Raw genomic sequence first — 20,101 nt, forward strand, 5'->3', positions numbered from 1 at the left:
TTGGTTTAAACCCCTTCAAAAAGCTCGATGCTTTCGCCGGGGGCCAAGGTGACGATCGCCTTTTTGCGATCCGGGGTGCGGCCTACCGAATATCCGCGGCGCTTGGTCTTGCCGGGCACCCACATGGTGTTCACCTTGGTGACATGCACTTTGAAAATCTCTTCCACCGCCCGCCGAATCTCCACCTTGTTGGCCCGTGCGTCCACTTCAAAGGTGTATTTGTTGAGTTCCATGGCGTCAGTGCTCGCTTCGGTCACAATTGGCCGCTTCAGAATGTCGTAGGGACTCATGCGTTGAACACTCCTTCCACCGCTTCCACGGCACTCCGATCCAAAACCAGCCGGTGGTACTTCAAAAGGTTGTACGCGTCCAAACTCTGCGCGGTGGTGGCACGCACGTCCTTAAAGTTTCGCGCCGAGAGCTTAATGGTCTCTTCCGGCTCGGCCGTAATCAAGAGCACATTGCGCCCGAGGTTCAACTTGTCCAGCGCCTGGGCCAATAACCGGGTCTTGACCTGGTCCAGCTTCAAGCTATCCACGACGACAAGCTCCTGGTCCCTGAGCTTAGCGGAAAGCGCCTGACGAATCGCAGCCCGGCGCATTTTCTTGGGAAAGCGCATGCTGTAGTCCCGCGGGTGCGGTCCAAATACCACCCCACCATGGCGCCAATGCGGTGCGCGCGTGGTACCTGCCCGGGCGCGTCCGGTACCCTTCTGCCGCCAAGGCTTACGGCCACCGCCGCTCACCTCACTGCGGGTCTTGGTATCCGCTTGCCCGCTCCGCTGATTCGCTTGGTGAACCAACACAGCCTGGTGCAAGAGCGCCGGGTTGACGGGCGCCTCAAACACCCGTTCGGACAATTCCATTTCGCCGACGACCTCGCCGGCCAAGTTATACACGTTTACGGTCGGCATTAGTTCGCTCCTTTCTTGTTGCGAACGGACTCCCGAACCATCACCAAACTGCCCTTAGGGCCTGGTACAGCGCCACGAATGAGTAGCAAATTGCGGTCGGCATCCACCCGCACCACGCGTAGACGCAAAGTCGTCACGCGCTTTGCGCCCATGCGGCCGGGCATCTTGCGCCCCGGGTGAACGCGGCCGCCGCCTCCTGAAGTCCGGGACCCCAATGACCCCACGCGGCGATGGTACTTGGATCCGTGGGTAGTCGGTCCACGACGAAATCCCCAACGCTTAATCACGCCGGCGAAACCTTTGCCCTTGCTGGTGCCGATGACATCGACAATGTCGCCCGGCTCGAAGGCTTCTTCCACTTTGACAAATTGCCCCGGTTCCAGTGCAGTGGCTCCTGGCAACCGAAATTCCCGCACATAGCGGGCCGGCGTCAATCCACGCGCTTCGTAATCCTTGCGCTGGGCATATGCCACCTTACGTTCTTTGATGCTGCCCACCCCCAATTGGACGGCCTCATAGCCTTCCTTTTCCGGGGTGCGGACGCGCAACACCTGATTGGGCTCGGCGTGAATGACGGTAACCGGAATGGCCCGGCCTTCTTCGTCAAACACCTGGGTCATCCCCAGTTTTACCCCCATAATTCCCTTCATAGCGTCCCCCTGCCTACAGCTTGATCTCGATGTCCACTCCAGCCGGGAGATCTAGGCGCATCAGCGCGTTGACTGTCTTCTGGCTCGGATCCATGATGTCAATCAACCGCTTATGAACCCGACGTTCAAACTGCTCCCGAATGTCTTTCTCCCCGTTGGGCGCCGTCAAGATGGTGTAGATGGTCTTTTCTGTCGGTAGCGGGATCGGCCCGGAGACCGCGGCGCCATTGCGCCGCGCGGTCTCCACGATCCGTACCGCAGATTGATCCAGCACCTCGTGATCGTACGCCTTCAGTCGAATGCGAATCTTCTGCTGGGCCACTAATTTCTCCCCCTACTTTAGGCCTTGATGGCCGTCACAACACCGGCGCCGACTGTGCGGCCACCTTCGCGAATAGCGAACCGAAGGCCTTCTTCCATGGCAATCGGGGCAATGAGTTCAACGTCCATCGTCACGTTGTCTCCGGGCATGACCATTTCCACGCCTTCCGGCAGGTTAACGACACCGGTCACGTCCGTGGTCCGGAAGTAGAACTGCGGACGATAGCCGTTGAAGAACGGGGTGTGGCGTCCGCCTTCTTCCTTGGTCAGGACGTAAACCTCAGCGCTGTACTTGGTGTGGGGCTTGATGGAACCGGGCTTCGCCAAGACTTGGCCACGCTCCACCTCCTCCTTGTCAACACCACGCAACAGGCAGCCGATGTTGTCTCCGGCCACGGCTACGTCCAAGGTCTTGCGGAACATTTCCACGCCAGTCACAACCGACTTCTTGGCGGCGTCCACCAATCCGACAATCTCGATTTCTTCGCCAACCTTGATTTGTCCACGCTCAACACGGCCGGTCACCACGGTACCACGACCGGTGATGGAGTGGGTGTCCTCAACGGGCATCAAGAAGGGCTTGTCGGTGTCGCGCTCCGGGGTGGGAACGTACTCGTCGACCGCATCCATCAATTCCCAAATTTTGCCACACCATTCGCAGTCGCGCTTGCCGCAACCGCACTCCAACGCCTTCAACGCGGAGCCTGCAACGATGGGAATTTCGTCCCCGGGGAACTCGTAGCTGGACAGCAGATCGCGAACCTCAATCTCGACTAGTTCCATCAACTCGGCGTCGTCGACCATGTCCGCCTTGTTTAAGAACACGACGATGTTGGGCACGCCCACCTGACGGGCCAGCAGGATGTGCTCCCGGGTCTGAGGCATGGGGCCGTCAGCCGCTGACACAACCAGGATTGCGCCGTCCATCTGCGCTGCACCGGTGATCATGTTCTTCACATAGTCGGCGTGTCCGGGGCAGTCGACGTGAGCGTAGTGCCGCTTCTCGGTCTCGTACTCAACGTGGGCGGTCGCAATGGTGATACCGCGCTCGCGCTCTTCCGGAGCCTTGTCGATCTGGTCGTAAGCCGTGAATTCGGCCTTGCCCTGGGTGGCCAGCACGCGAGTGATGGCCGCCGTCAAAGTCGTCTTGCCGTGGTCAACGTGACCGATGGTACCCACGTTAATGTGGGGCTTGGTGCGCTCGTACTTCTTCTTCGCCATTGATTGGTACCCTCCCTAAGAAATTGCCTGCTTGTGCAATTACTGCTTGGCCTTAATCACCTGTTCAGTGACATGCCGCGGAGCCTCTTCATAATGCGAGAACTGCATGGTATAGGTGCCACGGCCTTGGGTCCGCGACCGCAAATCCGTCGCGTAGCCGAACATCTCGGCCAGCGGTACAAAGCCACGAATGGCTTGCACGCCGCCTGGACGCGGCTCCATGCCCTCAATGCGTCCCCGGCGGGAGTTCAAATCGCCAATGATGTCTCCCATGTATTCTTCGGGAACCACCACTTCGACCGACATGATAGGCTCAAGCAATACCGGATTGGCCTTTTTGGCCCCTTCCTTGAATCCCATGGAGCCGGCGATCTTGAATGCCATTTCACTGGAGTCGACTTCGTGGTACGACCCGTCGTAAACGGTGACGCGAACATCGATGGTGGGATATCCGGCCAAAACACCGGACTGCATCGCCTCTTTAACACCCGCCTCAACGGCCGGGATGTACTCCCTCGGCACCACACCACCGACAATCTTGTTGACAAACTCAAAGCCTGCCGGATTCTCCCCAGGCTCCAGCGGTTCAAGACGCAGCCACACGTGTCCGTATTGGCCGCGGCCGCCGCTTTGGCGGATGAACTTGCCTTCCGCCTCCACCGCCTTGCGAATGGTCTCCTTGTAAGCCACCTGAGGCTTGCCGACATTGGCCTGCACTTTGAATTCGCGCAGCAAACGGTCGACAATAATCTCCAGGTGCAACTCGCCCATTCCTGAGATGATGGTCTGACCAGTTTCCTGGTCAGTGTACATGCGGAAGGTCGGGTCTTCTTCGGCCAGCTTCGCCAAGGCCGTGCCCATCTTGTCTTGGTCGGCCTTAGTCTTCGGCTCGATGGCCACCGAAATCACCGGCTCGGGGAATACCATCGACTCCAGCACAATCGGCTGACTCTCATCGGCCAAGGTGTCACCGGTGCTGGTGTCCTTAAGGCCGACCGCCGCGGCGATGTCTCCTGCATAAACCGTCTCAATCTCCTCACGGTGATTGGCATGCATCTGCAGGATGCGGCCAATGCGCTCACGCCGACCTTTGGTCACGTTGTACACATAGGAACCTGACGATAAGGTGCCGGAGTAAACGCGGAAGAAGGCCAGCTTCCCGACAAACGGATCGGTCATAATCTTGAACGCCAGCGCCGAGAAAGGCGCATCGTCGGATACTTCGCGAAACATCTCCACTTCCGCGTCGTTGGGGTCCACGCCATGCACAGCCCCCACGTCCAACGGGGAGGGCAGGTAGTCAACCACCGCATCCAAGAGCGGCTGAACGCCCTTGTTGCGGTATGAGGAGCCGCACAGCACCGGCACGAGCTGATTGGACAAGGTGCCGCGCCGCAACGCCTGGCGAATCTCGTCCTCGGTGATTTCCTGGCCCTCGAGGTACTTCTCCATCAAGGCGTCATCGACATCGGCACAAGCCTCTAGCAACATTTGCCGGCGCTCGTCGCAAATCTCTTTGAGATCGTCCGGAATCGGCTCGAATTCTCCCCGCGTCCCCAGGTCATCCTTATAGAAGTAGGCCTGCATGCGGATTAGGTCAACTAAGCCGCGGAAGGTGTCTTCCGCCCCAACCGGCCACTGGATGGCCACCGGATTGGCGCCAAGGCGGTTCTTAATCTGATCCACACACATCGCGAAGTCCGCACCGATGATGTCCATCTTGTTGATATACGCCATCCGCGGGACACCGTATTTGTCTGCCTGCCGCCAGACCGTTTCGGACTGCGGCTCCACGCCACCCTTGGCGTCAAACACGGCGACAGCGCCGTCAAGAACGCGCAAGGAGCGCTCCACCTCGACCGTGAAGTCCACGTGGCCGGGCGTGTCGATGATGTTGATGCGATGATCCCGCCATTGGGCCGTGGTGGCAGCAGACGTGATCGTGATGCCGCGCTCCTGCTCCTGCACCATCCAGTCCATCGTCGCGGTCCCCTCATGCACTTCGCCGATCTTGTGCACACGCCCGGTGTAGAACAAAATCCGCTCAGTGGTGGTGGTTTTGCCCGCGTCGATATGGGCCATGATGCCAATGTTGCGGGTTCGCTCTAAGCTAAATTGACGAGCCATAACCAGCGAACTCCCTTCCTACCATCGGTAATGCGCAAATGCTTTGTTGGCCTCCGCCATACGGTGGGTCTCATCACGCTTCTTGACCGCTCCACCCGCATTTTGCGAGGCGTCCATGAGCTCGGCCGCCAAGCGCTCCTCCATGGTGCGCTCGCCACGCTGCCGGGAGTAGTTCACCAGCCAGCGAATGGCCAACGAGGTCCGGCGGTTAGGCCGCACTTCCATGGGCACCTGGTAGGTCGCGCCACCAACCCGGCGGGGCCGAACTTCCAACAGCGGCGTGGCATTCTTAACCGCCGTCTCGAAGACTTCCAAGGCATCTTTTCCGGTCTTCTCGGATACAATATCGAAGGCTCCGTAAACGATGCGCTCAGCTAAACTCTTCTTGCCAGAGAGCATAACTTTGTTGATAAACTTGGCGACCAGCGGACTGTGGTAAACCGGATCCGGCACGGTCTCGCGCGGTACGACTGTTCCACGCCTTGGCATGATTTTCCCCCTTTACTTCTTTCCGGCGGGCTGGTTCTTCTTCGCGCCGTACTTGGAACGGCCCTGTGCGCGCTTTTGCACGCCACCGGTGTCGAGCGTTCCACGAATGACGTGATAGCGAACACCCGGCAGATCCCGCACACGCCCGCCGCGCACCAGCACGACGCTGTGCTCCTGCAGGTTGTGTCCGATGCCCGGAATGTAAGCCGTGACTTCCTCCCCGTTGGTCAGTCGCACACGCGCCACTTTCCGCAAGGCCGAATTCGGCTTTTTCGGGGTCACCGTCTTGACGCTAATGCACACGCCACGTTTTTGCGGGTTGCTTCTGAGCGCCGGGGCCGCCGACTTCTTCTTTGCCTTCTTGCGTCCGTTGCGAATCAACTGATTAATAGTTGGCACCCGTTCGCCCTCCTTCCTCTTGAGTCGCTGCTGTGTGGCCCCGCGTGAGCGCAGCGCACGCCGCGTTCACCTCAATGCCGCACAACAGCCCTAGTTCGCGCATACTATCCACATAAATGATAGGTACCTGATGGATACGACAGTGTTCCTCTAATTCCGATAGAATCGCGGGATTGGCATCGCGCGCAACATAGACCGAGACCGCCCGTCCCCGCTGAATCACCTTCAGCGTTTCGCGGCGGCCGACCACGCGTTGCCGCAAATCCTTGAGCGCGGCCCTATCCACGGCTGTTCCTCCCGGCCATCCAGGCTTAGACACACTTAGGTATTTTATCACCGCCAAGGGGGCGTGTCAACGGCCGAAACTCCCGTGACACGCCCCTTCGCGGGTCATTGATATAACTCGGCGTCGCTCGATTCCTCTTCCGCGATAACGGTCGCATTACGGTAGCGGGACATGCCCGTTCCCGCGGGAACCAGCTTACCGATAATCACGTTCTCCTTCAGCCCTAGCAGCGGATCCCGCTTGCCCTTGATGGAGGCCTCGGTTAACACTCGGGTGGTCTCCTGGAACGAAGCAGCCGACAAGAACGAGTCGGTGGCCAAGGAAGCCTTGGTAATGCCGAGTACGACCGGCTTGGCAACCGCCGGCGCGCGACCCTCGGACAAGACCCGTGCGTTTTCATCCTCAAATTCGAACCGGTCCACCAACGATCCCGGCAGCATGTTGGTGTCGCCCGCCTCATCCAACTTAATCTTGCGCATCATCTGGCGGACCATGACCTCAATGTGCTTGTCATTGATGTCCACGCCCTGGACGCGGTACACGCGCTGCACCTCGTGCAACAGATACTCTTGCACGCCACGCGGTCCCAGAACCCTGAGCAAGTCGTGCGGGTTCACCGAGCCCTCGGTCAGTTCCTGGCCTTCGGTCACCCGTTCCCCTTCGTGCACTTTGAGGCGGGAACCAAACGGCACCACGTAGACCTGGCTGTCAGCCTCTTCCTCAGCCGTAATGGTGATTTCGCGGCGACCCTTGTTCTCACCGAAATGCACGATACCCGCCACCTCGGTGATAATCGCCTGGCCCTTGGGCTTGCGAGCCTCAAACAACTCTTCCACACGCGGTAGACCTTGGGTAATGTCATCGCCGGCTACGCCGCCCATGTGGAAGGTCCGCATGGTCAACTGTGTACCCGGCTCACCAATGGATTGGGCGGCAATAATGCCAACCGCCTCGCCTACCTCCACAATGCGGCCCGTGGCCAAGTTGCGCCCGTAACAAGCCACGCACACGCCGTAGCGCGATTGGCAGGTTAGCACACTGCGCACGTAGGCTTCAGTGATACCAGATTCAACAATTTCCCGCGCGGTATCCTCATCAATCAGATGGTTACGGTCAACAATCACCGCACCAGTCTCCGGGTGGCTAATCGGATCGGCCGCCACGCGCCCGATCAGGCGTTCCTCAAAGGTCTCGATGACTTGGCCGCCGTCCTTGATTTCGCGCACCAAGGTTCCCTCCGTCGTGCCGCAATCGACTTCGCGGACGATGACGTCCTGGGCCACGTCCACCAAACGGCGGGTCAAGTACCCTGAGTCGGCGGTGCGAAGCGCCGTGTCCGCCAAGCCCTTGCGGGCTCCGTGCGTCGAGGTGAAGTACTCCAACACGGTCAGCCCTTCACGGAAGTTGGCCCGAATCGGCAGCTCGATAATGCGTCCAGACGGGTCAGCCATCAATCCCCGCATACCTGCCAACTGCGAAATCTGCTGCACATTACCACGAGCTCCAGAGGTGGCCATCATGTAAACCGAGTTGGTGGTATCCATGTTGTCCATCAAGGCTTGGGTAACCTTTTCCTTGGCTCGCGTCCAGATTTCGATGACACGCTCATAGCGCTCGTCGGCCGTGATGAGACCGCGACGGTATTGGCGAGCCACAAGCGCCACTTGCTCTTCCGCCTCAGCCAGAATCTGTTTCTTCTGTTCGGGGATGTGGATGTCAGCCACCGAAATGGTAATGCCCGCCCGGGTAGCAAAGCTAAATCCCAGCGCCTTGATGCGGTCCAGGACTTCGGCCGTGGTTTGGTTGCCAAACACCCGGAACAGATCCGCCACCAACACACCCAAAATCTTGCGATCGACCACCTTGTCGATAAAGCGCAGTTCCTTGGGCAGCGCATCATTGAACAGGAAGCGGCCCAAAGTGGACTGCCGCCGCTCACCGTCATACCGCATGGTGATCCTCGCGTGCAGATCGAGCACTCCCTCGTGGTAGGCCATCTCTGCCTCCTTGAGGTCAGCGAGCACCATACCTTCTCCTCGGGCCCCTTCCGCGTCCATGGTCAAATAGTAGGATCCGAGCACCATGTCCTGCGTGGGCGTTACCACGGGGCGGCCGTCCTTGGGGTTCAAGATGTTCTGCGAGGAGAGCATCAGAATTCGCGCTTCCGCCTGCGCCTCTGCTGACAAGGGCACGTGCACGGCCATTTGGTCGCCGTCGAAGTCGGCGTTGTAGGCGGTACAAACTAAGGGGTGGATCTGAATGGCACGCCCTTCCACCAATACCGGCTCAAAGGCCTGAATGCCCAGACGGTGCAGCGTGGGTGCACGGTTCAAGAGCACCGGATGCTCCCGAATCACGTCCTCCAACACGTCCCACACCTCGGGACGAACCCGCTCCACCATCCGCTTAGCGGACTTAATGTTGTGGGCATAGCCTTCGTTCACCAGCTTCTTCATCACAAACGGCTTGAACAGTTCCAGTGCCATCTCCTTAGGGAGTCCGCACTGATGCATCTTCAACTTAGGCCCGACCACAATAACGGAACGGCCCGAGTAGTCAACCCGCTTGCCCAAGAGGTTTTGGCGAAAACGGCCCTGCTTACCCTTCAGCATATCGGACAGCGACTTCAAGGGGCGATTGCCCGGACCAGTGACCGGCCGGCCGCGGCGCCCATTGTCAATCAGGGCGTCGACCGCTTCCTGCAGCATCCGCTTTTCGTTGCGGACGATGATGTCCGGCGCGCCCAAGTCCAACAAACGCTTCAACCGATTGTTGCGGTTAATCACCCGCCGATAGAGGTCGTTCAAGTCGGAGGTGGCAAAGCGACCGCCGTCCAACTGCACCATAGGACGGAGATCCGGGGGAATAACCGGAATCACATCGATAATCATCCATTCCGGCCGGTTGCCCGAGGTTCGGAACGCCTCGACCACCTCGAGCCGGCGAATGGCACGAACCCGGCGCTGTCCAGTTGACGAGTTGAGTTCCTCACGGAGTTCTTCCGCCAACTGATCGAGGTCCAGCTCCAAGAGCAGCTCTTTGATGGCCTCTGCACCCATCAAAGCCCGGAAGTGGTTGCCATATTTCTCGCGGTATTCCCGGTACTCCGATTCCACCAACAGTTGCTTCTTCATCAAGGGCGTCGTTCCGGGTTCAATCACCACATAGGCGGCGAAATAGAGCACCTTTTCCAAGGCCCTCGGCGACATGTCGAGAATGAGGCCCATCCGTGAGGGAATGCCCTTGAAGTACCAAATGTGCGACACCGGCGCGGCCAATTCGATGTGGCCCATGCGCTCACGGCGCACCTTGGAGCGGGTGACCTCCACGCCACAACGGTCACAGACGACGCCCTTATAGCGCACTCGCTTGTACTTGCCGCAATGGCACTCCCAGTCCTTGGTTGGTCCAAAAATTTTCTCGCAAAACAGCCCCTCACGCTCCGGCTTGAGCGTGCGATAGTTGATGGTTTCGGGCTTCTTGACTTCCCCTTTGGACCACTCGCGAATCTGCTCCGGCGAGGCAAGCGCGATCCGCATGGAATCGAAGTTGTTCACATCTAGCATTCCGCTGACCCTCCCCGGCCTTTAGTACTCGTCATCCTCATCGTCCCCGTCTGAGGCGTCCTCGTTGTCGTTGCTTTCTGATCCCTCGTCCGCTTGGCTCCCGCGCCTGAGAATGGCGTAGGCAGTTTCCGCCTCTTGGTCAAAGTCCATACCGCGTCCCGGTTCAAACATGTCCTTGGCACCGCCGGCGGTGTCCTCCATGAGACGATGCAGTTCCTGACCCTCGCCCTCTTCGCCTTCGGGCAAGAGTTCCAAGCCCTGGCCCTCGCGCATCGGCTCGTCATCGAGCTCCCGAATCTCAATCTCTTCGTCCAGCTCATTCAGCACTTTGACGTCAAGGCCCAAGCTTTGCAGCTCCTTGATTAACACCTTGAACGACTCGGGCACCCCCGGCTCAGGTACGTTCTCGCCCTTGACGATGGCCTCGTAAGTCTTCACGCGGCCGACCACATCGTCCGATTTCACCGTTAACAGCTCTTGCAGCGTGTAGGCGGCGCCATAGGCCTCCAACGCCCACACCTCCATCTCACCGAACCGCTGGCCGCCGAATTGTGCCTTGCCTCCAAGCGGCTGCTGAGTCACCAGCGAGTACGGACCGGTCGACCGAGCATGAATCTTGTCATCCACCAAGTGGGCGAGCTTTAGCATGTAGACAATCCCCACAGTGACTTCCCGGTCAAAACGCTCACCGGTGCGGCCATCGTAGAGCACTGTCTTGCCATCTTCAGGAAGCCCAGCACGGCGCAACCATTCCTGCAAGTCGTCCTCGTGGGCCCCGTCAAACACCGGTGTGGCGACTTTCATACCGAGCGCCCGAGCAGCCCAACCTAAGTGGGTTTCGAGCACCTGACCAATGTTCATACGGCTGGGCACACCGAGGGGATTCAATACAATCTCAACCGGAGTGCCATCCGGCAAGAAGGGCATGTCTTCTTCCGGCAAAATGCGGGAAATGACGCCTTTGTTGCCGTGGCGGCCAGCCATCTTGTCGCCTTCGGAGATTTTGCGCTTCTGGGCGATATACACCTGCACAAGCTGGTTGACCCCTGGCGAGAGCTCGTCGCCCTGCTCGCGGTTGAACACTTTGACATCCACCACGATGCCCGATTCCCCGTGAGGAACCCGCAGTGAGGTATCGCGCACCTCGCGGGCCTTTTCACCGAAAATAGCCCGCAGCAGGCGCTCTTCGGCGGTAAGCTCCGTCTCCCCTTTAGGTGTAACCTTGCCGACCAAAATGTCGCCGGGACGGACTTCCGCGCCGATGCGAATGATGCCGCGGTCATCCAGGTCGCGCAAGACTTCCTCACCGACGTTAGGGATGTCGCGCGTGATTTCTTCCGGTCCCAACTTGGTGTCACGCGCGTCGCACTCATATTCTTCAATGTGAATGGAGGTGAAAACGTCCTCTTTGACCAGCTTCTCACTGAGTAAAATGGCGTCCTCGTAGTTGTAGCCTTCCCATGGCATGAAGGCAACCAACACGTTGCGCCCCAGCGCCAATTCCCCCATATCAGTGGACGGTCCGTCGGCAATAATCTGGCCGGCTGTCACTCGTTCGCCCCGTTTGACAATCGGCTTCTGGTTGATGCAGGTGCCTTGGTTGGAACGGGTGAATTTCAATAGCGAATAGGTGCTGACGGTGTGATCGTCGTTCTTCACGACAATTTGGTTGGAGGCCACACGGTCGACGATGCCGTCCTTTTCGGAAATCATCACCACACCCGAGTCACGCGCGGCCTTCGCCTCCATGCCGGTTCCGACCACCGGCGAATCGGTGACCAAAAGCGGCACCGCTTGACGCTGCATGTTGGCGCCCATCAAGGCGCGGTTGGCGTCGTCGTGCTCTAGAAAGGGAATCAGAGCGGTGGCGATCGACACCACCTGCTTGGGCGACACGTCCATGTAGTCGACCCGCGAGGGGGACTCCTCCAAAATCTCGTGACGAGAACGCACCGTCACCCGATCCGCCTGGAAATGGCCATCGTCCGTCAACGGCTCGTTGGCCTGAGCGATAACGGCGTCGTCCTCTTCGTCCGCGGTGAGATAGACAATTTCATCGGTGACCACGCCCCGCTCTTTATCAACCTTGCGGTACGGGGTCTCGATAAAACCGAACTCATTGATACGCGCAAAGGTTGACAGCGACCCAATCAGACCAATGTTCGGGCCTTCAGGCGTCTCAATGGGACACATGCGACCATAGTGAGAGTGGTGAACGTCACGCACCTCAAAGCCGGCACGCTCCCGGGACAATCCTCCCGGTCCCAACGCAGACAAGCGGCGCTTGTGGGTCAATTCCGCCAGCGGGTTGGTCTGGTCCATAAACTGAGACAACTGTGACGACCCAAAGAACTCTTTAACCGCCGCCACCACCGGACGAATATTGATCAGCGCCTGGGGCGTAATCGACTCCATGTCTTGAATGGTCATGCGTTCCCGCACCACGCGTTCCATACGGGAAAGCCCAATTCTAAATTGGTTCTGCAACAGCTCGCCCACCGAGCGCAAACGCCGGTTGCCCAAGTGGTCAATGTCATCCGTCGCGCCAAGTCCCTCATGCAATGTGGTCATGTAGTTGACGCAGGCCACAATGTCTTGGCGGGTGATGGTCTTCGCACTGGCGTCGGGCTGGCCGTTCGATACCACCAGCACCTCGCGGCCGTTGGGCAGCTCCACCCGCACCGTCAACACATGGGCCTCATCCATCGCTTGCGCGATGGTGCGGTCGATGTGCTCGCCTTCACGGACGATCACTTCGCCGGTTTCCGGATTGACGACCGTCTCTTTGGCGGTGGTGCCGACGATGCGCTTCCTGAGCGCCAGCTTCTTATTAATCTTGTATCGGCCTACTCCCGCCAAATCGTACCGCTTAGGCTCAAAGAACAGCGACTGCAAGAGGCTCTGGGAGCTCTCCACCGTGGGGGGCTCCCCCGGGCGCAAGCGCTTATAGATTTCAATCAGGGCTTCCTCTTGCGTCTTTGACGGATCCTTGGACAACGTGTTTTGAATGCGCTCGTCATCGCCCAAGGTCTCCAAAATCGTCGCGTCGGTACCGTAGCCCAGCGCTCGCATTAACACGGTCGCGGGCAGCTTGCGGGTGCGGTCCACACGCACTGAGAGCACGTCGTTGCCATCCGACTCAAACTCCAGCCACGCACCGCGGTTGGGAATGATTGTGGCAAAGAAGAGGTGCTTACCGGATGCATCCAACTGCTCGCCAAAGTACACGCCCGGGGAACGTACCAACTGACTCACAATCACGCGCTCTGCACCATTAATAATGAACGTCCCTTTGTCAGTCATGAGCGGGAAATCGCCCATAAAGACGTCCTGCTCTTTGACTTCGCCCGTCTCTTTATTCAAAAGACGCACGCGCACATGCAAGGGAGCCGAATAGGTGACGTCGCGCGCCTTGCACTCCTCTACCGAATATTTCGGCTGCTTCAACGTATAATCCACGAATTCCAACACCAGATTGCCGGTAAAGTCTTGGATGGGGGAGATATCGTGGAACATCTCGCGCAGGCCTTCCCGTAAGAACCAGCGATACGAGTTCTGCTGGATCTCGATCAGGTTAGGCATGTCGAGCACTTCGTGGATGTTGGCAAAGCTGTAGCGCTCGACAGGCTTCTCAGCCGGGAGACGAAGGGCCATTCAGTTCAACTCCTTTTTGGGGTCAACGCTCACACGTCAAGGTGGCTTACCAAACGCAAGCCGCAGGAATAAATTGGACTATGAAATATAGCAATATAAAACAGTATCACAAGCCCACCCCCAGGTCAAGTATCCCTGGAGGAGGGCTAATGCACTGTTTTCGATTGGTACTACTTGATTTGAACCGTCGCTCCGGCTTCCTCAAGTTTGGCCTTCGCCGCCTCTGCGTCAGCTTTGGAAATCTTCTCCTTAACCGGCTTAGGAGCACCGTCGACAACTGCCTTGGCTTCCGTCAACGACAACCCGGTCAGCTCACGCACCGCCTTGATGACCTGAACCTTCTTGTCTCCAGCGGCCGTCAACACCACGTCGAATTCCGTCTGTTCGGCCTCTTCCGCGCCGCCAGCCGCTGCGCCACCCGCTGCCGGAGCCGCAGCCGCTACGGCCACCGGGGCCGCCGCAGTCACACCGAACTCGTCTTCCAATGCCTTGACGAGCTGGGACAGCTCGAGCACGTTCAACCCTTTGACAATCTCTATAACTTCTTCGACCTTAGCCATCAATTTACCTCCTCAAGTCTTCAAAAAAACAGTCGATCCTATCCCTGGCTTTCACGCTGCTGCCGAATTTGGTCTAAAGCCCGAGCCAAATTGGTCAAAGGTGCGTTTAACACCCACACGAACTGTTGAATCGGGGCGTTTAGCGTACCAACCACCTTGCCCAGCAAGACATCCTTGGACGGCAAGTCGGCCAGTTCCTTAACACCTTGAGCTGAAATGGCCGATTTGCCCAATATCCCCGCTTTAATTTCCATTTTGCGAAATTCGCGCTGAGCTTGGGACAACAGTTTGGCGGCCGCTACCGGGTCGTCAGGACTAAAAGCCACGGCCGTGGGGCCGGTTAGGTAAGGATCGAGGCCGTCAATGCCCACCTCGTCAGCAGCCCGTTTAATCAAGGTGTTTTTAACCACCCGAAGGGTCACGCCGCCCTTGGCCAAACGCTCGCGCAATTGGCCCATTTGCTGAACCGTGAGGCCGCGATAGTCCGCCAACACAGTCCCTTGCGATGCGGCGAGCGCGTCGCGGGTTTCCTCGATTACGGCTGCTTTTTCGGCTGTTGGCATTGATTCACCTCCTCAAAAAAAAATAACCTCCACCCACAGGGAGAAGGCACGGTGTCCACCGCCGCGTTTAATCTTCTACACCTGGATGGGATATTGAGTCCCCGAGAGGACACCCACCGTCTTGGGCTTCAGAGGAATGTTACCAGCTCTAACACACGATGTCAAGCGAACGGGGCAATGGATTCAAGGCTCGGGGGCCATTCGAACGGCACCACAGCCCGCCTCGCGCCCATCCATCGTCCGCCCCGCGGACAACTATAGTTACCCGACGATGTCCATACGCTCTTTCTCCAATGCGTCGGGCCTCACATCCCGAAGCAGGCCGGCGACCAGCCCCGCGGCCTTAGAAATCGGTCCACACGTCCCTATCAGCTGTACCCCCGCGTCCTTCCGTGCTCCCAGTTTCCGATAGACATGCGCTCCAAGGATGCCGCTCGCGCCAAACACGATAACGCTAACCATCTGGTCGCTTCCCTTAGAAAAGGTATTAGACCCCCGTGCCAACGGAGCATGACTAGGGACTCGGGAAGATTTCCAGAACGGAGCCCTTAACCGCGTTGACCACCACGTTCATATGGCGGTATGGCTTTACCGGGACGCGCGACGCAAGAGGTCCTTGGGGCCATGACGTTTGATTCCAGGTCACAACCCACGCCGGCTCCGGTTTTTGAAGACGGGCCACGCCGCGATTGGAGAAGACCACCAATTCGACTGCCATTCGAGTCATCGGATTGAGCCGCGGAAAGGCCAGACGGGCCTTCGCCTCGGCAACCGCGGCGGAGATCTCGCCCGGTCTTTCCGTCGTGGGCATCACAACAATGTGAGCACTGCCCAGAAATGTAGCAGCCGGACTTGTCGGCGCTGTAATCTTCAAGGCGGACACACCGCCCACAGCCACCGCGGCCACAATGCCGACCACCCAGGTTGTACGTCGAGTCACAATCCCACCCCACCACCGTACGTATCGACCCCGCCCAATCGTCTTGCGTCGGCGGCGATTAGGGGAAACGGGCCGGTCACCCACCATGTCTCTTATTTAGGCATGCAACATAAGTGCTTTATTGCGGCATCCACGTATACAAATCAATTTCGCACACTTTCTCAAAGCCCAGTTGTTGGCAAATGGGCGCCGACGTTGTTTTGACGGCTTGCACTACCGCCATCGAGCAACCAAGCGCACGGGCATCGTCAAGGCGCTTTGCCACCATACTGGAATAGACACCGCGCCCGCGATACTCAGGCGCCGTAGCCGCGCCGCCTAACACCATAACCTCGCCGGACTCGTCGATGACGCCACCCGAGAAGGCGATGGGATCGGGTCGATCCTCGGCGTATGCCAAATAAACGTGGGCCTGGTCACTTAATGCTTCGTGAAAATCCGCCAACGAGCGAACTGTTTCTGGAGTCATGCCAAACCCGTATGATGCGGCCATCATTTCCGCGTTGGCCCGCCAATCTTCGGGAGACACCTCGGCGATTCGGATGCGCGGATTGACCTCAATTCGGTGCTTTAGATTCCGGAGAACCATACCATCCATGCGTTCCTCCTCCACCAATGTGAGACCGTGCTCTACAAGTCTCGCACCCAAGTCGCCGGGCGTACTGGTCGGCCCCACCAGCCAACTGAAGGCTTTGTTCTCTCGTCGATACTGTGCAATAACGCGGTCAATCTCTTCATCAACCTTGTCCGGGACGAAGGACGCCATTCCAACCAAATTCAACAAAGGGGACGGCGAGGTGGAAAACCGCGCCTTGACTCCTGGCATGTCTAGGGGCCAAATGGTCCCCTCCAGTCGCGCGTCAATCCCGACTGCTCCGCATGTGGCGTCGATGGTCCATACCAATTTTTGCTCGTTCATGTCATTCTCCCTTGATAATCGCCATTCTACAGTGTGCCATTCTCCCTGAAGACGGCTTGTCGTATACCCCAAATTCAATCTTAGCGGGTTCGCGAGATATTTCATAATACACCGAATACATAAGTGCGAATCTCCCCGCTCTCCTCGTAGTGGAACTCAGGTCCTCCTGCTATCCAGGGCTCGTGTTCGAAGACCATCATCCGGAATCAGCAATGGATTCACGTAGAGCCCCTGACCGCCTACCAGCCGGCCACGGGCTCTTTTGGCTTCATTACGGTGTCGACATGTCCGGCACGATCACCGAAAGCCATGACGATGGTCTTGCCGCCGACGATACGGTGAGAAAGTCGACTATGCGCCGTGCCCGTGTCATGGATGTGTACAGGGTGCGAGCGGCAGCCGACGTATTGGGATAATAGGCGTCGGTAACATCAAGAATAAGCACCGCATCAAACTCCAGCCCCCGCACCATATCCAGCGTCGCCAGCACCACCCCACCCCCATAGGCACGAGTCCCGCGAAGGACTTGAACCTCCTGATTCCACCTTCGCATGGTGCCTTCCCAGTCACCGAGCCGCTGATCGCTTGGCGCCAAGAGGGCAATGGAGACAATCCCGGCGTCACGAGCTGCCTGAAGACGGGTTTTGACCAATTCCGGCATGTTAGCCATATCTTCCGTTGAGGAAACGGTGACGCTCCCGGCGTGCAGATGCCATGGCACGCTCTCACTCGGTTTGGCGTGGGGATTCAGAACCAGGCGCAGTCGTTCTGCCGCCGCATGAATCTTTGGAGGTACACGGTAACTTCGGGACAGCCAAAGATGCGCCAGCCTCCGGGAACTGATGCCTAGCGCCTCTTGGATGAGCGTCCATCCGTCCCAGTCGTGGTGCGTTCCTTGTTGCATCAAGTCCCCGGCCAAAATCCATGAAACCCCGGGTCCAAGCCATTCCCGGAGCGCTTCATAGGCGAGAATGGGAATGGCCTGCGCTTCATCAATGATGATCCAGTCCGGCTCAGGGGTGGGACGCGGGCGCTTCGACCACGCCCCGAGCCACAACAGCGGGGCGACGTCGCGGAGGCCAAAGGTCGTGGATGCTGCTGCCCCCAATCGGCCGGCCGCCTCCCGATACAGGCGTTCGGGTGACGCATTTCCCAAACGCTGTTTGGCAGCGTCTAACGCTTTTGTCCAATCTTTCTGGTTCCAAGGCGACTCGGGGACAATCCCCAACAAATTCTCATCCCAAGGAAAATCCGGCCACATCATGGCAGCTAAGTCGGCAAGACTCCACGCATTGGCACGGCCCCGCTCCAATCCTAGACGGGGCAACACCGGGCGTACATAGTCCCGAACTGTGGTGGTGGGGGTCAGGTAAAGACCGGGGCTTTGGGGATCGGCAGCAACCGCAATACGGTGGGCGGCGACTACCGTTTTCCCGGTTCCCGCAGGACCGTCCAAAATCAGCAGCTGCATCTTCGGATCGCGGTCCGCGATAATCGCGTTTTGTTCTTGGTCCAATACGTCCGCAAGGATGTCCAAGGCTGGCGTCGCCGCTTGACCGAGTCTTTTCCGCACGCGGTCTTCGAAAATCGCTCCATAGCGCGGTGCCATTCGGACGACCCTGCCGTCCTCGAGCTCAATGTCCTCCACCGTGCAATCTACGACTTCAATACGGGGATTGGTTCCACCCCGCTCCATCAAGTCAAGAAACTCCCGATCGCGCAAGGTAAGGGTTAATTCTTTCTGCGCAGGGTTTCGCACCAGATCAGCCAGGGGCGCCAAATGGCTAATGTCGAGCATCTCGCCACCCGTTACAAGCGGGAAGGCTTCAGAACGGTGATAGCGGTGAACACGCAAATCCACCTCAAATGGCACTCCATCAACATCTTTCATGCGGCCCTGGATGCGGGCAAAATACGGATCTTGACGGGATTTCATTTCTTCCAATTGTGCATAGCTCCGCTCAACAATCTCGGCGTGCTGCCAGGCCGGCTCATCGCCAATCTGGAGTGCCCGCTTGTACGCGCGGTCTGCACTCTCACGCCGGGACACCAGCTCTCCCTCAACCCATTGGGCCCAGGCGTCCAATACCGATTGTTCGGCCGCCAGTTCGTTATCCTTGCTGTTGGCCATGGGGATGCCTCCTCATTTGGATTAAACCGGAAATCTAATTATACCGCATTGGAGGCGTGGGCGTAATTCCGGATCCAATCTTGAGGGGTGCAGATTCTTCACGGCTAGGCTATAGTGTTAATCGACAACTTTTCATCGGTCAAAACGGCGCAGAACACGTGCTGCCTTGACACGGATTCTTGGAAAGGCAGGGAAAATTATGCGGTTTATCTCAGCCCTTTTCGTCGTCGGCGCCATCGTGGTGGGCGGCATTTTCACGGTTATGAGCGTGCAGCATTATATAGCCCAAAACCATCAGACCATGTTTGCGGCCTCGCTCACACTGCTTTTGGTGGGCATCGTGGGATTAGGTGCGGTGTTAACGCGTGGCGGGAGTCGGAAATCGTAACGCAAAGGGTGCAAAGGGGCAGCCTCCATTGGAGACCGCCCCTTTGCAACGCTTGAGAGAATCCCCTAACGTGCTGGACACTCCCATCCTCAATTCAGGGTTTGCAGCATCTCCCCCAAGTAGCCAAAGGCCTTTTCGAGACGATCTTGTGGCACGCGTTCGAATGCATCCCCCAAACTGACTTCAAAGTACGAGCCGGATGCCGCGGGCATCAAACTTGCAGCAAACCCGATTCCCGTTTCTTCCGTTACCGCCTGAAAAAATGGCGCAACAATCGCGGGTGGGCGGTCAACGTGCACGTGAAACATGTTGGTTACGGGAACCCCTGGTCTGGTATGAATGTGCGGCAGTTGGTTGAAGTACGACGCCAGTTCGCGGGCCCATCCTGCATATTGCGCCATCTTCCTGATACGGCGCTCGAAGTAATAGTCGGCCGCGACAATATAGGGGTAGAGGCTGATGAGATCACCGCCCTGCCGGCGTTTCCAGACCTTAGCCTCGTGCACGAAGTCGGCAGGTCCCGCTAAAATGGCGCCGGCGACGCCTCCAATGCCCTTGTAGAAGGAAATGTATACGCTGTCAAAGAGATCCGCAATCTCGGACGCCGTCTTGTGATAGTGCGGCAGGCACTCGTAGAGGCGGGCTCCATCCAGATGCAGCCTAATATCGTGGTCGCTGCACCAAGCCGAAATGCCTTCTAAGGTCTCGAAATCCGGCAACAGCCCTCCCATCTCCCGTTGCGGAAGTTCTAGGAGCAAAGCCGCTACTTGTCCGTCAAGCTGTCGCACGTCATCCAACGTAATGAGGCGCGAATCATCGGCCAAAAGAATGGATTCAATGCGATGAAGATATTTGAGGCCGCCCTCCTCCCGGATCTCCAAATGGCAGAGCGGGTGATAGGAGCCTTTTCATTTAATCCGAACCCGCACGGCGCGCGGGTTTGACGCATTGGACGCTGCGATTTTCCTACACTA

General features: G+C 58.2%; 19 protein-coding genes. 1 reads left to right on the forward strand and 18 read right to left on the reverse strand.

Features of this window, described 5'->3' with window-relative positions:
* Positions 1 to 5: 5 nt before the first annotated feature.
* From rplW to HIJ39_RS06660, 17 genes are all read right to left on the reverse strand, one after another.
* Positions 6 to 290, reverse strand: coding sequence for a 50S ribosomal protein L23 (gene rplW / locus HIJ39_RS06580; RefSeq protein ID WP_169097936.1), 285 nt, complete (start codon positions 288 to 290; stop codon positions 6 to 8).
* A complete protein-coding gene (rplD, locus tag HIJ39_RS06585; RefSeq protein WP_169097938.1) occupies positions 287 to 913 on the reverse strand; it encodes a 50S ribosomal protein L4 in 627 nt (208 codons plus the stop codon). The genes rplW and rplD overlap by 4 nt, the downstream gene beginning before the upstream one ends.
* Positions 913 to 1,563, reverse strand: a complete 651-nt coding sequence (rplC, locus tag HIJ39_RS06590) for a 50S ribosomal protein L3 (RefSeq protein ID WP_169097940.1) — start codon at positions 1,561 to 1,563, stop codon at positions 913 to 915. Before rplC ends, rplD begins: the two co-directional genes overlap by 1 nt.
* 13 nt (positions 1,564 to 1,576) lie before the next feature.
* Positions 1,577 to 1,885, reverse strand: coding sequence for a 30S ribosomal protein S10 (rpsJ, locus tag HIJ39_RS06595; protein WP_169097942.1), 309 nt, complete (start codon positions 1,883 to 1,885; stop codon positions 1,577 to 1,579).
* Positions 1,886 to 1,902: 17 nt separating this feature from the next.
* Positions 1,903 to 3,105 (reverse strand): elongation factor Tu, encoded by a 1,203-nt coding sequence (gene tuf / locus HIJ39_RS06600; RefSeq protein ID WP_169097944.1) that lies wholly within the window; start codon positions 3,103 to 3,105, stop codon positions 1,903 to 1,905.
* Positions 3,106 to 3,144: 39 nt separating this feature from the next.
* The gene (gene fusA / locus HIJ39_RS06605; protein WP_169097946.1) at positions 3,145 to 5,232 is read right to left on the reverse strand and encodes an elongation factor G; all 2,088 of its coding nucleotides are present in this window, start codon (positions 5,230 to 5,232) and stop codon (positions 3,145 to 3,147) included.
* An 18-nt stretch (positions 5,233 to 5,250) separates the two neighbouring features.
* Positions 5,251 to 5,721 (reverse strand): 30S ribosomal protein S7, encoded by a 471-nt coding sequence (gene rpsG / locus HIJ39_RS06610; RefSeq protein WP_169097948.1) that lies wholly within the window; start codon positions 5,719 to 5,721, stop codon positions 5,251 to 5,253.
* Positions 5,722 to 5,733: 12 nt separating this feature from the next.
* Positions 5,734 to 6,120 (reverse strand): 30S ribosomal protein S12, encoded by a 387-nt coding sequence (gene rpsL / locus HIJ39_RS06615; RefSeq protein ID WP_169097950.1) that lies wholly within the window; start codon positions 6,118 to 6,120, stop codon positions 5,734 to 5,736.
* Entirely contained in the window at positions 6,107 to 6,406 is a 300-nt protein-coding gene (locus HIJ39_RS06620; protein ID WP_169097952.1) for a ribosomal L7Ae/L30e/S12e/Gadd45 family protein, read from the reverse strand. Before HIJ39_RS06620 ends, rpsL begins: the two co-directional genes overlap by 14 nt.
* A gap of 104 nt (positions 6,407 to 6,510) precedes the next feature.
* On the reverse strand, positions 6,511 to 9,972 hold the full coding sequence (gene rpoC / locus HIJ39_RS06625) for a DNA-directed RNA polymerase subunit beta' (RefSeq protein WP_169097954.1): 3,462 nt from the start codon (positions 9,970 to 9,972) through the stop codon (positions 6,511 to 6,513).
* Between the two features lie 21 nt (positions 9,973 to 9,993).
* On the reverse strand, positions 9,994 to 13,626 hold the full coding sequence (rpoB, locus tag HIJ39_RS06630) for a DNA-directed RNA polymerase subunit beta (protein WP_169097956.1): 3,633 nt from the start codon (positions 13,624 to 13,626) through the stop codon (positions 9,994 to 9,996).
* 170 nt (positions 13,627 to 13,796) lie between these two features.
* Positions 13,797 to 14,186, reverse strand: coding sequence for a 50S ribosomal protein L7/L12 (gene rplL, locus HIJ39_RS06635; RefSeq protein WP_169097958.1), 390 nt, complete (start codon positions 14,184 to 14,186; stop codon positions 13,797 to 13,799).
* Positions 14,187 to 14,224: 38 nt separating this feature from the next.
* Positions 14,225 to 14,749, reverse strand: a complete 525-nt coding sequence (gene rplJ, locus HIJ39_RS06640; protein WP_169097960.1) for a 50S ribosomal protein L10 — start codon at positions 14,747 to 14,749, stop codon at positions 14,225 to 14,227.
* 261 nt (positions 14,750 to 15,010) lie between these two features.
* Entirely contained in the window at positions 15,011 to 15,211 is a 201-nt protein-coding gene (locus HIJ39_RS06645) for a hypothetical protein (RefSeq protein WP_169097962.1), read from the reverse strand.
* 52 nt (positions 15,212 to 15,263) lie between these two features.
* Complete coding sequence (locus HIJ39_RS06650) at positions 15,264 to 15,689, reverse strand: hypothetical protein (RefSeq protein ID WP_169097963.1); 426 nt, start codon at positions 15,687 to 15,689, stop codon at positions 15,264 to 15,266.
* Positions 15,690 to 15,807: 118 nt separating this feature from the next.
* Positions 15,808 to 16,608: a GNAT family N-acetyltransferase gene (locus tag HIJ39_RS06655; protein ID WP_169097965.1), complete on the reverse strand. Its 801-nt coding sequence runs from the start codon at positions 16,606 to 16,608 to the stop codon at positions 15,808 to 15,810.
* A 271-nt stretch (positions 16,609 to 16,879) separates the two neighbouring features.
* The gene (locus HIJ39_RS06660; RefSeq protein WP_169097967.1) at positions 16,880 to 18,739 is read right to left on the reverse strand and encodes a helicase domain-containing protein; all 1,860 of its coding nucleotides are present in this window, start codon (positions 18,737 to 18,739) and stop codon (positions 16,880 to 16,882) included.
* Positions 18,740 to 18,938: 199 nt separating this feature from the next.
* Between HIJ39_RS06660 and HIJ39_RS06665 the strand changes: the two genes are divergently transcribed.
* Positions 18,939 to 19,127: a hypothetical protein gene (locus HIJ39_RS06665; protein WP_169097969.1), complete on the forward strand. Its 189-nt coding sequence runs from the start codon at positions 18,939 to 18,941 to the stop codon at positions 19,125 to 19,127.
* A gap of 89 nt (positions 19,128 to 19,216) precedes the next feature.
* On the opposite strand, the gene HIJ39_RS06670 is transcribed toward HIJ39_RS06665, so the two are convergent.
* Positions 19,217 to 20,008 (reverse strand): threonine aldolase family protein, encoded by a 792-nt coding sequence (locus tag HIJ39_RS06670; RefSeq protein ID WP_243239395.1) that lies wholly within the window; start codon positions 20,006 to 20,008, stop codon positions 19,217 to 19,219.
* Positions 20,009 to 20,101 lie beyond the last annotated feature (93 nt).

This window comes from Sulfobacillus harzensis (assembly GCF_012933365.1).
GTDB lineage: Bacteria > Bacillota > Sulfobacillia > Sulfobacillales > Sulfobacillaceae > Sulfobacillus_B > Sulfobacillus_B harzensis.

Coding starts and splice junctions, on each gene's coding strand:
- rplL (WP_169097958.1), bottom strand. CDS start 14,186: ATGGCTAAGGTCGAAGAAGTTATAGAGATTGTCAAAGGGTTGAACGTG.
- HIJ39_RS06665 (WP_169097969.1), top strand. CDS start 18,939: ATGCGGTTTATCTCAGCCCTTTTCGTCGTCGGCGCCATCGTGGTGGGC.
- rplW (WP_169097936.1), bottom strand. CDS start 290: ATGAGTCCCTACGACATTCTGAAGCGGCCAATTGTGACCGAAGCGAGC.
- rpoB (WP_169097956.1), bottom strand. CDS start 13,626: ATGGCCCTTCGTCTCCCGGCTGAGAAGCCTGTCGAGCGCTACAGCTTT.
- HIJ39_RS06645 (WP_169097962.1), bottom strand. CDS start 15,211: ATGGTTAGCGTTATCGTGTTTGGCGCGAGCGGCATCCTTGGAGCGCAT.
- tuf (WP_169097944.1), bottom strand. CDS start 3,105: ATGGCGAAGAAGAAGTACGAGCGCACCAAGCCCCACATTAACGTGGGT.
- fusA (WP_169097946.1), bottom strand. CDS start 5,232: ATGGCTCGTCAATTTAGCTTAGAGCGAACCCGCAACATTGGCATCATG.
- rplD (WP_169097938.1), bottom strand. CDS start 913: ATGCCGACCGTAAACGTGTATAACTTGGCCGGCGAGGTCGTCGGCGAA.
- rpsG (WP_169097948.1), bottom strand. CDS start 5,721: ATGCCAAGGCGTGGAACAGTCGTACCGCGCGAGACCGTGCCGGATCCG.
- HIJ39_RS06660 (WP_169097967.1), bottom strand. CDS start 18,739: ATGGCCAACAGCAAGGATAACGAACTGGCGGCCGAACAATCGGTATTG.
- rplC (WP_169097940.1), bottom strand. CDS start 1,563: ATGAAGGGAATTATGGGGGTAAAACTGGGGATGACCCAGGTGTTTGAC.
- rplJ (WP_169097960.1), bottom strand. CDS start 14,749: ATGCCAACAGCCGAAAAAGCAGCCGTAATCGAGGAAACCCGCGACGCG.
- HIJ39_RS06655 (WP_169097965.1), bottom strand. CDS start 16,608: ATGAACGAGCAAAAATTGGTATGGACCATCGACGCCACATGCGGAGCA.
- rpoC (WP_169097954.1), bottom strand. CDS start 9,972: ATGCTAGATGTGAACAACTTCGATTCCATGCGGATCGCGCTTGCCTCG.